This window comes from Kitasatospora sp. NPDC005748, assembly GCF_040630735.1.
In the GTDB taxonomy this organism is placed as follows: domain Bacteria; phylum Actinomycetota; class Actinomycetes; order Streptomycetales; family Streptomycetaceae; genus Kitasatospora.
The window spans coordinates 1-13,757 of record NZ_JBEXYD010000107.1 but is presented as its reverse complement, the minus strand read 5'-3'; the positions used below and the strand labels follow the sequence as shown (position 1 = coordinate 13,757).

Annotated in this window: 2 protein-coding genes; both read left to right on the top strand. The window is 75.8% G+C overall.

Features of this window, described 5'->3' with window-relative positions; all coding sequences use genetic code 11:
• On the top strand, nt 1-11,931 hold an 11,931-nt coding region (locus tag ABZ495_RS35800), incomplete at its 5' end, for a type I polyketide synthase (protein ID WP_359840117.1).
• A gap of 39 nt (nt 11,932-11,970) precedes the next feature.
• Nucleotides 11,971-13,757 (top strand): type I polyketide synthase (locus ABZ495_RS35795; RefSeq protein WP_359840116.1); only part of this gene is annotated, 1,787 nt, incomplete at its 3' end.

Below are 13,757 nucleotides of genomic sequence, written 5' to 3'. Positions count from 1 at the left end.
CCGCGGGCGGGTCGTGTTCCGATGATCTCGACGGTGACGGGCGAGTGGTTGTCCGGTACGGAGGTGGACGCGGGCTACTGGTTCGCGAACCTGCGGCGGATGGTCCGTTTCGAGGAGGCCGTTCGCACCCTGCTGGGTGGCGGTTACGGCTCGTTCGTCGAGGTCTCGACGCACCCGGTCCTCACCGCGGCGGTGGCGGAGACGGCCGAGGACGCCGGTGTCGCCGATGTCCTGACGGTGGGCTCGCTGGAGCGTGACAACGCGGGGGCCACACGCCTGCTCACGGCGTTCGCGCAGGCCTACGTCGGCGGCCTGTCGGTGGACTGGAAGACGGTGCTGCCCGCCGCCGAGACGGTGGAGCTGCCGACCTACGCCTTCCAGCGCCAGCGGTACTGGCTCCAGGCCCCGGCCCGGACCGTCACCGTCGGCGGGGACGGCTCCGGCACGGCGGCGGAAGCGCAGTTCTGGGCCGCCGTCGAGGGCGGCGACCTGGCCCGGCTGGCGGACACCCTGGCGATCGAGGACCAGCAGCGCCTCGCCGAGGTGCTGCCCGCACTGGCGTCCTGGCGCCGCCGGGAGCAGGACCGCTCGGTCACGGAGGCCTGGCGCTACCGGGTGACCTGGGCCCCGGTGACGGAGCAGTCCGCCGCCGCGCCCGCCGGTCGCTGGCTGGTCGTCACCCCGAGCGGTACCGCCGACGAGGCCTTGGCCCGGCAGTGCACGGCGGCCCTGACCGCCCGCGGCGCCGAGGCGGTGTCCCTCGACGTCCCGGCCGGGACGGTCGACCGGGCGGACCTCGCCGCACTGCTCGCCGAGGCGCTGCCGGACGGCGGGGAGCTGTCCGGCGTGCTGTCGCTGCTGGCGACCGACGAGACCCCCCTGCCGGCCCACCCGGCGGTGTCCACCGGCCTCGGCACGACGCTCGCGCTCGTCCAGGCCCTCGGCGACGCCGGGGTGGCCGCGCCGCTCTGGGTCGCCACCCGCGGCGCCGTCGCGGCCACGCCGGGCGAGGTGCCGGCCGGTCCGGCGCAGGCCCAGGTCTGGGGCCTCGGCCGGGTCGTCGCACTTGAACACCCCGACCGCTGGGGCGGTCTGATCGACCTGCCCGAGGTGCTGGACGACCGGGCGGGCACCCAGCTGGCCGCCGTGCTGGCCGGCTGCGGCGAGGACCAGGTCGCCATCCGGCAGACCGGTGTGCTGGGCCGTCGCCTGACCCGCGCGCCGCAGCCCAAGGCGGGCCGGGACTGGACGCCGGGTGGCACCGCCCTGGTCACCGGCGGCACCGACGCCATCGGTGGGCACGTCGCCCGCTGGCTGGCCGACCGCGGTGCGTCCCGGCTGGTGCTGAGCAGCGCCGCGGGTCCCGCCGCTCCCGGTGTCGCCGCGCTGGCGGCCGAACTGGCCGCCCGGGGCTCCCGGGTGGACGTGCTGGCCTGCGACGCGGCCGACCGGTCCGAGCTGGCCGGCCTGCTCGACCGGATCGCCACGACCGGCCCCGCGCTGTCCTCCGTCCTGCACCTCGCGGAGGCCATCGACAACCAGCCGGTCGAGAACCTCGGCCTCGCGGACCTCGCCGCCGTGCTCGCGGTCAAGGCGGAGGCCGCGCGGTGGCTGGACGAGCTGACCGCCGACCTGGACCTCGACGCCTTCGTCCTGTTCTCCTCGGTCGCCGCCGTCTGGGGCGGTGGCCAGCAGCCCGGATTCTCCGCCGCCAACGCCTCCCTGGACGCCCTGGCGGAGCGCCGGCTGGCCCGGGGCCTGGCCGCCACCTCGGTGGCCTGGGGCCCGTGGAGCGTCGGCGCGATGGGCTCCGGGGACGACGCGGCCCAGCTGGAGCGGCGCGGGCTGCGGCTGCTGGGCCCCGACCCGGCCACCCGCGCGCTGTCCCGGATCCTGGACGGCGGCGAGGCACTGACGACGGTCGTCGACGTGGACTGGGCGCGGTTCGCCCCGCCGTTCACGCTGCGCCGGCGCAGCCCGCTGATCGAGCACCTGCCCGAGGTCGCCGGGGCGCTGGCCGGCGACGGGCCCGACCCGGCCGTCGACCGGGAGGCCGGCACGCCCCTGCGCCGGCAGCTGGCCGACCTGCCGGCCGCCGAGCAGGACCGCACGCTGGTCACCCTGGTCCGGGCCGAGGCCGCCGCGGTGCTGGAGTACTCCTCGCCGGAGGCCATCGGCAGCGGCCGGGCCTTCAGCGAGCTGGGCTTCGACTCGCTGACCGCCGTCGAGCTCCGCAACCGGCTGGGCGCCGCCACCGGCCTCAAGCTGCCCGCCACGCTGCTCTTCGACTACCCGAGCCCGGTGGTGCTGGCCGGCTACCTGCGGACCGAGCTGCTGGGCGACCGGACCGCGAACGCCGGTGCGGTCGCCGTCACCGGCCGGGCGGCGGCGGATGACGACCCGGTGGTCATCGTCGGCATGGGCTGCCGCTTCCCCGGCGGGGTGCGGAGCCCGGAGGAGCTCTGGGAGATCCTCGACTCGGGCACGGACGCGATCGGTGCCTTCCCGCAGGACCGCGGCTGGGACCTGGACGGCCTCTACGACCCGGACCCGGAGAACCCCGGCACGGCGTACGTGCGTCAGGGCGGATTCGTCTACAACGCGGCCGAGTTCGACGCCGGCTTCTTCGGCATCAGCCCCCGTGAGGCGCTGGCCATGGACCCGCAGCAGCGGCTCCTGCTGGAGACCTCCTGGGAGGCCCTGGAGCGGGCCGGCATCTCCCAGGCGGCGCTGCGCGGCAGCCGCACCGGCGTGTTCGCGGGTGCGAGCTACGCGGGGTACGGCCTGGTCGGGCCGGACGCCTCGGAGGGCCTGGAGGCGCACCTGCTGACGGGCACCACCACCAGCGTGCTCTCCGGCCGGGTGGCCTACACCTTCGGCCTGGAGGGCCCCGCGGTCACCGTCGACACGGCCTGCTCGTCGGCCCTGGTCGCGGTCAACCTGGCCAGCCAGGCGCTGCGTTCGGGCGAGTGCTCGCTGGCGCTCGCCGGTGGCGCGTTCATCGCCTCCACGCCGGATCTCTTCGTCTGGGTGAGCAAGCAGCGGGGGCTGTCCCCCGACGGCCGGTCGAAGTCGTTCTCGGCCGGGGCGGACGGCATGGGCATCGCCGAGGGCGCGGGCATGGTGGTGCTGGAGCGCCTCTCCGACGCCCGCCGCAACGGGCACCCGGTACTGGCCGTGGTGCGCGGCTCCGCGGTGAACCAGGACGGCGCGTCGAACGGTCTGACCGCGCCGAACGGCCCCTCGCAGCAGCGGGTGATCCGGGCGGCCCTGGCCGACGCGGGGCTGACCACCGCCGACGTGGACGTGGTCGAGGCGCACGGGTCCGGCACGGTGCTCGGCGACCCGATCGAGGCCCAGGCGGTGATCGCCACCTACGGCCAGGACCGGCCGGAGGGCCGGCCGATGTGGCTGGGGTCGGTGAAGTCCAACATCGGTCACACCCAGGGCGCGGCCGGTGTCAGCGGTCTGATCAAGATGGTGCTGGCGCTGCAGCACAGGAACCTGCCGGCCACGCTGCACGCGGACGAGCCCTCGCCGTACGTGGACTGGTCGGCCGGGGACGTCCGGCTGCTCACGGAGTCGCGGCCGTGGGAGACGGACGGACGGCCGCGCCGGGCCGGGGTGTCCTCCTTCGGGGTCAGCGGCACCAACGCCCACCTGATCCTGGAGGAGGCCCCCGAGCCGGCGGCCGTCGAGGCGCCCGCCGGGGACGACCCGGCCCCGGCCCTCTTCGACGCCCCCGGCGCCGGCGCCTGGGTGGTGTCCGGGCGGACGGCGGACGGTCTGCGCAGGCAGGCGGCCCGGCTGGGCGAGTACCTGGCGGCCCGGCCCGGGCTCGACCCGGCGGACGTGGCCTGGTCGCTGGCGGCGACCCGCTCGGTGTACGAGTACCGGGCCGTGGTGACCGGCACCGACCGCGCCGAGCTGGCCGAGGGCCTGGCCGCGGTGGCCGCCGGGGAGCGCGCCCCCGGGGTGGTCGCCGGCACGACCGCGGCCACCGAGGCGAGCGAGGCGGTCTTCGTCTTCCCCGGGCAGGGCGCCCAGTGGGAGGGCATGGGCCGGGAGCTGCTGGCGGTCTCGCCGGTGTTCGCGGCCCGGCTCGCCGAGTGCGAGCGGGCCCTGGCCCCGCACGTCGACTGGTCGTTGACCGAGGTGCTGGCCGGTGCGGACGGCGCGCCCGCGCTGGACCGCGCCGATGTCGTCCAGCCGGCGCTGTGGGCGGTGATGGTGTCGCTGGCCGCCGTCTGGGAGGCCGCGGGCGTCACCCCGGGTGCGGTGGTCGGCCACTCGCAGGGCGAGATCGCGGCCGCGACGGTGGCCGGGATCCTGACGCTCGAGGACGCGGCCGAGGTGGTGACGGTCCGCAGCCGGGCGCTGTCCGGGCTCGGCACCGGCGGCGGGATGCTGTCGGTCGTCATGCCCGTCGCGGCGGTGCGCGAGGTACTGGCCCCGTGGGGCGACCGGCTGGCGGTCGCCGCGGTGAACGGGCCCGCCGCCACCGTGGTCTCCGGCGAGACCGAGGCGCTGGCGGAGTTCGGCGCCGAGCTGGCGGCCCGGCGGGTGATGCGCTGGCCGATCCCGGTGACCGACTTCGTGGCGCACTCGGCCGGGGTCGAGGAACTGGAAGGCGTGCTGACCGAGCGGCTGGCGGGGATCCGGCCGGGGGCCGGGCGGGTCCCGCTGTTCTCCACGGTCGAGTGCCGCTGGATGAACGGCCCGGAGCTGGACGCCGGCTACTGGTTCGCCAACGTCCGCCGCACGGTCCGCTTCGACGAGGCGGTCCGGGAGCTGGCCGCGGCCGGGAACCGGACCTTCGTCGAGGTCTCCCCGCAGCCGGTGCTGACCACCGGGATCGCCGACACGATCGAGGACCTGGGCACGGCCGGCGTCCCGGTGATCACCGGGACGCTGGACCGCGAGAACAGCGGCCCGCGCCGACTGCTCGCGGCGTTCGCCCAGGTGCACGTCGGCGGCACGCCCGTCGACTGGCGCAGGGTCCTGCCCGCCGGGCGGCGCACCGACCTGCCCACCTACGCCTTCCAGCACCAGCGGTACTGGCTCACCGGCTCCCGCGCGGCCGCGCCGGTCGCGGCCGGCGGGGACGGCACGTCGTCGGAGGCCGAGGCCCGGTTCTGGGCCGCCGTCGAGGGCGGCGACCTCCAGCAGCTCGCCGACACGCTCGCCGTGGACGGACAGCGCTCCTTCGGCGAGGTGCTCCCGTCGCTGGCGTCCTGGCGGCGCCGCGAACGGGACCGGGACGTCACCGGCGCCTGGCGCTACCGGGTCGCCTGGGCCCCCGTCACCGACCCGGCCCCGGCCAAGCCGGCCGGCACCTGGCTGGTGGCCGTCCCGGCGCACCGCACCGGCCGCACCGCGGACCTCGTCGAGGCGTGCGTCCGCGCGCTGGCCGCGCGGGGTGCCCGGGTCGAGGTCGTCGAGGTCGAGACCGGGACGGCCCGGCGCGAGCCGCTGGCCGCCGACCTCGTCCGGGCACTGCGCGACGCCACCGACGAGGCCGCACCGCGCGTGACCGGCGTGGTGTCGCTGCTCGGCCTGGACGAGACACCGCTCGCGGAGCGGCCCGTGGTGCCGGCCGGCCTGGCAGCCGGTCTGGCCCTGCTGCAGGCACTGGCCGACGCCGCGATCACCGCCCCGCTGTGGACGCTCACCTCCGGGGCGGTCGCCACCGGCCCGGGCGACCCGCTGACCAACCCCGTGCAGGCGCAGGTCTGGGGCCTCGGCCGGGTCGTCTTCCTGGAACAGCCGGACCGCTGGGGCGGTCTGATCGACCTGCCCGCCGTGCTCGACGACCGGGCGGCGAGCCGCCTGTGCACCGTCCTCGCCGGCTGCGGTGAGGACGAGGTGGCGATCCGCCCCGCCGGGATCCTCGGCCGCCGCCTGACCCGGGCCCCGCAGCCCGCGCCCGGCCCGGACTGGACGCCGCGCGGCACCGTGCTGATCACCGGCGGGACCGGAGCGGTCGGCGGGCACGTGGCCCGCTGGCTGGCCGGCCGCGCCGAGCGGATCGTGCTGGCCAGCCGCTCCGGAGCCGCCGCCCGGGGCGCCGTGGCCCTGGCCGCGGGTCTGGCGGCCGCCGGGACGGACGTCGAGATCAGCTGCTGCGACAGCGCGGAGCGCGCCGACCTCGCCGGGGTGATCGACCGGATCGCCGCGGGCGGCCCGCCGCTGACCGCCGTCCTGCACACCGCCGGTGTGCTCGACGACGGCGTCCTCGACGGCCTCGACAACGACCGGCTGGCGAGTGCCCTCGCGCCCAAGGCCGCCGGCGCCGTCCACCTCGACGAGCTCACCGCGGACCTCGACCTCGACGCGTTCGTGCTGTTCTCCTCGGCCGCCGCCACCTTCGGCGGCGCGGGCCAGGCCAACTACTCGGCCGCCAACGCCTTCCTGGACGCGCTGGCGGAGCATCGGCGCTCCCGCGGCCTGCCCGCCCGCTCGGTGGCCTGGGGCCCCTGGGCCGGCGAGGGCGTGTCCGGCGGCAGCGAGGCGGCCCGGCAGCGGCTGCGCCGCAACCGCTGGGAGGTCCTGATGGACCCCGAGCTCGCGGTCAAGGCGCTGGGCGGCGTGCTGGCCGGCCCGGACACCGTGCTGACCGTCATGGACCTGGACTGGCCCGCCTTCGCGGCCGCGCCCGGCCAGGCCCAGATCCTGGACGTGCCGTTCCTGCGCGCCCTGCCGGACGCCCAGCGGCTGAAGGCGGCGCAGCGCACCGAGAGCGCCGGCGGACCACAGGCCGAGGGCGAGCTGGCCCGGAGCCTGAGCGGCCTGTCGCGGGCCGAGCAGGACCGGATCCTGGTGGACACGATCCGCGACGAGGCGGCCGCCGTGCTCGGGCACGCGAGCTCCGACGACGTCGAGGCCGGGCGCGCCTTCAGCGAGCTGGGCTTCGACTCGCTGACCTCGGTCGAGCTGCGCAACCGGATCGCCACCGCGACCGGGCTGCGGCTGCCGACGACGCTGATGTTCGACTACCCCACCCCGACGGTGCTCGCCGAGCACCTGCGGACGGAGCTGCTCGGCGCCCTGGCCGGACACGCGTCGGCGCGGGCCGTGCCGACGGCCGCCGTCTCCGACGACGAGCCGGTCGCCATCGTGGCGATGAGCTGCCGGTTCCCCGGCGGGCTCGACACCCCGGAGCAGCTCTGGGACCTGCTGGCGGTCGGCGGCGAGGGCATCTCCGGCCTCCCGCAGGACCGCGGCTGGGACGCGGAGGCGCTCTTCGACCCCGATCCGTCGCACGCCGGGACCAGCTACGCGCGGGAGGGCGGCTTCCTGCACCAGGCGAGCCGGTTCGACGCGGGCTTCTTCGGGATCAGCCCGCGCGAGGCGCTGGCGATGGACCCGCAGCAGCGGCTGATGCTCGAACTGTCCTGGGAGGCCCTGGAGTCCGCCGGACTCGACCCGGCCTCGCTGAGCGGCTCGCGCACCGGTGTGTTCATCGGCGGCTACTCGTCGAACTACGCGCTGGCCAGCATGCAGCTCGGCGGCCAGGACGGCGCCGCGCAGGTCGAGGGCCACCTGGTGACCGGCAACGCGACCAGCATCATCTCCGGCCGGGTCTCCTACGTCCTGGGCCTGGAGGGCCCGGCTCTCACGGTGGACACGGCCTGCTCGTCCTCGCTGGTGGCGCTGCACACGGCCGCCCGGTCGGTGCGGTCGGGCGAGTGCTCGCTGGCGCTGGTCGGCGGGGTCGCCGTGATGGCGACGCCGTGGGAGATGGTGGGCTTCGCCCGGCAGCGCGGACTGGCGGCGGACGGCCGCTCCAAGGCGTTCTCGGCCGCGGCCGACGGCATGGGCATGGGCGAGGGCGCCGGCATGGTGGTGCTGGAGCGGCTCTCCGACGCCCGCCGCAACGGGCACCGGGTGCTCGCGGTGGTGCGTGGTTCGGCGATCAACCAGGACGGCGCCTCCAACGGTCTGACGGCACCGAACGGGCCTTCGCAGCAGCGGGTGATCCGGGCGGCACTGGCCAGTGGCGGGCTGACCGCCGCCGACGTGGACGCGGTGGAGGCGCACGGCACGGGCACCCCGCTCGGGGACCCGATCGAGGCGCAGGCCCTGCTGGCCACCTACGGCCAGGAACGCGCCGGGGAGCAGCCGCTGTGGCTGGGGTCGGTGAAGTCCAACATCGGGCACACCCAGGCCGCCGCCGGTATGGCCGGGGTGATCAAGATGGTGCTGGCGCTCCAGCACGAGGAGCTGCCGAGGACCCTGCACGTGGACGAGCCCTCGCCGCACGTGGACTGGTCGGCGGGCGAGGTGCGGCTGCTGGCCGAGCCGGTGCCGTGGCCCGCCGGGGACCGCCCGCGCCGGGCCGGTGTGTCGGCCTTCGGGATCAGCGGCACCAACGCGCACGTCATCGTCGAGGAGGCGCCGGCGGCCGTCGAGGCGGAGGAGGCGCCCGAGGACCTCGACGCGGCGCCGGTCCTCCCGGGCGCCGGTGCGTGGCTGGTCTCGGGCCGGACGGCCGAGGGGCTGACGGCCCAGGCGGAGCGGCTGCACGACTGGGTGGCGGCGCGGCCGTCGGTGGACCTGGCGGATGTCGCGTGGTCGCTGGCGGCGACGCGTTCGGCGTTCGAGCACCGGGCGGTCGTGCTGGGTACCGGGCCGGCCGAACTGCTGGGTGGCCTGCGGAGCCTGGCCGCCGGGGCGTCTTCGGCCGCGGTGGTGTCGGGTGTGGCGCGGCCGGGTGCCCGGGTGGGTCTGGTCTTCGCCGGTCAGGGTTCGCAGTGGGTCGGGATGGGCCGGGGGCTGTACGAGGGCAGTGCGGTCTTCGCCGAGGTCTTCGACCGGGTGTGCGGGCTGCTGGAGCTGGAGTTGGGCGTCTCGGTCCGGGACGTCGTGCTCGGCGCCGAGGGTGTGGACGAGGCGCTGGCGCAGCAGACGCTGTACGCGCAGGCCGGTCTGTTCGCCTTCGAGGTGGGCGTCGCGGCGGTGCTGGAGGCCGCGGGCGTGACGCCGGACGCGGTGGTCGGTCATTCGGTGGGTGAGGTCGCGGCCGCTTATGTGGCCGGGGTGCTGGCGCTGCCGGACGCGGTGCGGCTGGTGGCGGCGCGGGCTCGGTTGATGCAGGCGCTGCCGGCGGGCGGGGCGATGGCTGCGGTGAACGCGCCGGAGGCGGAGGTGCTGGCGGAGCTGGTGCCCGGTGTGGTGATCGCGGCGGTCAACGGCCCGGAGTCCGTGGTGGTTTCGGGTGAGGCCGACGCGGTGGACCACGTGGTGGAGCTGTGGCGGGAGCGGGGTCGCCGGGTGCGGCGGCTGCGGGTCTCGCACGCCTTCCACTCCCCGGCGATGGACCCGGTGCTGGACGAACTCACCGCCGTCACGGCCGGGTTGGAGTACCACCGGCCGAACCTGATGTGGGCGGGCACGCTCACCGGTGAGCTGGTCACCGAGCCCGAGGCGGGCTACTGGCCGGCCCAGACGCGGGGAGCGGTGCGCTTCGCGGACGCGGTGGCGACGCTGGCCCGCCAGGGTGTCTCGGTGTTCGTCGAGGTCGGCCCCGACGGGTCGCTCTCCTCGCTGGGCCCGGACATCGTGGCCGGTAGCGGGAGCGAGGGGGCGGTCTTCGTCCCGCTCCAGCGGCGGACCGACGAGAGCGTCACGAGCCTGCTGACGGGGTTGGCTCGCGCGTACGTCAACGGTGCTGCGGTGGAGTGGAGTTCGGTGCTGCCGACCGGTACGCCGGTCGAGCTGCCCACCTACGCGTTCCGCCACCAGCGGTACTGGCCCAAGGGCGTGCAGACCCCGCCGAACGCCGGCGGGGACGGTACCGGCACGGCCGCCGAGGCGCAGTTCTGGTCCGCCGTCGACGGCGGGGACCTGGGCCGGCTCGCGGACACCCTGGCGATCGAGGACCAGCGGCAGCTCGCCGAGGTACTGCCCGCCCTGGCGTCCTGGCGCCGCCGGGCGCAGGACCGCTCGGTGACCGCGAACTGGCGGTACCGGGTCGGCTGGGCGCCGGTGGCCGACCCCGCCCCGGCGGAGCTGGCCGGGCACTGGCTGCTGGTGGTCACGCCCGACCAGGCCGAGGAGGAGTTGACGCGGGACTGTGCGCGGGCGCTCGCCGCCCGGGGCGCGGAGGTGGTCACCATGGTGACCACGGAGACCACCGACCAGCAGCGGATGGCCGAGCGGATCGCCGCGACCCTGCCCGAGGCCGGAGTCGCCGGCGTCGTGTCGCTGCTGGCCCTGGACGAGACGCCGCTGCCCGGTCACCCGGTGCTGGCGAACGGCCTCGCCGGGACCCAGACCCTGATCCAGGCCCTCATCCTCCAGGGCGTCCACGCCCCGATGTGGGCGCTCACCCGCGGTGCGGTCGGTGCCACGCCGGACGAGGCGCCGACCAGCCCGGTGCAGGCCCAGAGCTGGGGCCTCGGCCGGGTCGCCACCCTGGAACACCCTGACCACGGCGGCGGGTTGATCGACCTCCCGGCCGAGTTCGACGAGCAGGCCGCGGCGCGGCTCTGCGCGGTGCTCGCCGAGTGCGGCGAGGACCAGGTCGCGATCCGGCCGGCCGGGATCTTCGGCCGCCGGCTCACCCGGGCCCCGCGACCCCGCGACGGCGCGGCGCAGTTCGTGCCGCGCGGCACCGTCCTGATCACCGGCGGGACCGGCGCGATCGGCGGTCACGTCGGGCGCTGGCTGGCCGGCCGGGGCGCCAAGCGGCTCGTCCTGACCAGCCGGTCCGGCGCCGGAGCGGCGGGGACGGCCGCGCTGGCCGCCGAGTTGGCGACGATCGGTGCCCAGGTCGACGTCTTCGCCTGCGATGCGGCCGAGGACGCCGCGCTGGCCGGGGTGATCGCCAGGATCGGTGCGGGCGGCCCGCCGCTGACCGCGGTCATGCACGCCGCCGGTCTGGCGCAGGCGACCGCGCTGGACGACGTCTCGGTGGAGGAACTGGCGACGGTCCTGGCCGCCAAGGCGGCGGGCGCCGCCAGCCTCGACCGGCTGACGGCCGGTCTGGAGCTGGACGCGTTCGTCCTGTTCTCCTCCATCGCCGCCACCTGGGGCAGTGGTCTCCAGGCCGGCTACGCCGCCGCCAACTCCTACCTGGACGCGCTGGCGGAGAACCGGCTGGCCCGGGGCCTGGCCGCCACCTCGGTGGCCTGGGGCCCGTGGGGCGGCGGCGGAATGACCGACGCGGAGGGCGCGGCCCAGATGACCCGCCGCGGTCTGCGCCTGATCGACCCCGACCAGGCGATCCGGGCGCTGGCCCAGGTGCTCGACGGCCGCGACCCGATGATGACCGTCGTGGACGTGGACTGGGCGCGCTTCGCGCCGCCGTTCACGCTGCGCCGGCCCAGCCCGCTGATCGAGAGCCTGCCCGAGGTCGTCGAGGTGCTGGCCGGGAAGGGCGGCGACACCGGTCCGGCCGAGTCGCCGGCCGGGAACGCGCTGGCACAGCAGCTGGCGGAACTGCCCCGGGTGGAACAGGACCGGTTGCTGACCGATCTGGTCCGGACCGAGGCCGCCGCCGTCCTGGGACACCCGAGCATCGAGTCCGTCGAGGCCGACCGGGCCTTCAACGACCTCGGAGCCGACTCGCTGACCGCCGTCGAACTGCGCGACCGGCTGGGCGCGGCCACCGGCCTGCGCCTGCCCAGCACCCTGCTGTTCGACTACCCCACCTCGGCCGCGCTCGCCGACCACCTGCGGGCCGGTCTGACCGAGGAGACCAGTCCGGCCCAGCCCGTGCTGGCCGAACTGGACAAGCTGGAGGGCATGCTCGCCGCTTTCGCCGGCGACGACGAATCCACGCTGATCACGAACCGCCTCGAAGTCGTCCTTTCCAAGTGGAAGGAGGCTCGGGCACAGACCGCCGAGACCGGAGTTGCGGAGAAGCTCGAATCGTCAACCGACGACGAAGTCTTCGATTTCATCGGCAAAGAACTCGGAATCCACTGACTCGGCCAACGCCGCGACTTCTTCGACGAGGTGACGTAAGTGAGCGAAGAGAAGCTCCGCTACTTCCTCAAGCGGGTGACCGCTAATCTGCACGAGACCCGGCAACGTTTGCAGGAACTGGAAACGGCCGGTGGTGAGCCCATCGCCATCGTCGGCATGAGCTGCCGCTTCCCCGGCGGGGTCCGCGACCCCGAAGCCCTGTGGGAACTGCTGGACGCCCAGCGGGAATCGGTGGCCGGACTGCCCCAGGACCGGGGGTGGGCCTTCGGCGACGCCGACGACCCCGGATCCGGCGCCGCGGAGGTGCAGGCGGGCAACTTCGTCTACGACGCCACCCAGTTCGACGCCGGGTTCTTCGGGATCAGCCCGCGCGAGGCGCTGTCGATGGACCCGCAGCAGCGGCTGCTGCTCGAAGTGGCCTGGGAGGCGCTGGAACGGGCCGGGATCGACCCCGCGTCGCTGCGCGGTTCGGCGACCGGCGTGTTCGCGGGCGCCTCCGCCTCCGGCTACGGCTGGATCACGGGCAAGCAGGGCGAGCTCGACGGCCACGTGATGACCGGCAACGCCACCAGCATCCTGTCCGGCCGGGTGTCCTACACGCTGGGCCTGGAGGGCCCGGCGGTGACGATCGACACCGCGTGCTCGTCGTCGCTGGTCTCGCTGCACCTGGCCGCGCAGGCGCTGCGCTCCGGCGAGTGCTCGATGGCCCTGGTCGGCGGCGCGTTCGTGGCGGCCACCCCGGTGCTGTTCACCGACTTCAGCCGCTCGCTGGGACTGTCTCCCGACGGGCGCTGCAAGACCTTCGGGGCCGGGGCGGACGGCATGGGCGTCGCCGAGGGCGCCGGGGTCGTGGTGGTGGAGAAGCTCTCCGACGCGCGCCGCAACGGGCACCGGGTGCTCGCGGTGGTACGCGGTTCGGCGATCAACCAGGACGGTGCGTCCAACGGTCTGACCGCTCCCAACGGCCCTTCGCAGCAGCGGGTGATCCGCGCGGCGCTGGCCAGCGCCAAGCTGTCGACGGCCGACGTCGACGTGGTGGAGGCGCACGGCACGGGTACCCCGCTGGGCGACCCGATCGAGGCCCAGGCGCTGCTGGCGACCTACGGCCAGAACCGGCCGGAGGAGCGGCCGCTGTGGCTGGGGTCGGTGAAGTCCAACATCGGGCACACCCAGCAGGCCGCCGGAATGGCCGGGATCATCAAGATGGTGCTGGCGCTCCAGCACGAGCGGCTGCCGGCGACGCTCCACGTGGCGGAGCCGACCCCGGAGGTCGACTGGTCGGCCGGTGAGGTGGAGCTGCTGGCCCAGCCGGTCCCGTGGCCGGCCGGCGAGCGGGTGCGCCGGGCCGGTGTGTCGGCCTTCGGGATGAGCGGCACCAACGTCCACATCATCCTGGAGGAGGCCCCGACCGGGGACGCCGAGACGGTGGAGACGCCGGCCGGGGACGCCGACGCCGCGGACGCCCTGGACGAGCCGGCCGCGGAGGTGGCGGCGGCTCCGGTCGCTCCGGCCCTGCTGGAGCTCGACGGGTCCACCGCGTGGGTGGTGTCGGGTCGGTCGGCGCAGGGGCTGACGGCTCAGGCTGGCCGGTTGCGGGAGTGGGTGTCGGCGCAGCCGTCGCTCGAACCGGTGGATGTGGCGTGGTCGTTGGCGGCGACGCGGTCGGTGTTCGAGCACCGGGCGGTGGTGGTCGGTGGCGGTCGTGAGGAGTTGGTGTCGGGGCTGGGCGGTCTGGTGGCCGGGTCGGGTGCGGCCGGGGTGGTGTCGGGGGTTGCCCGTTCGGGTGGTCGGACGGCGTTCGTGTTCGCGGGTCAGGGTGCGCAGTG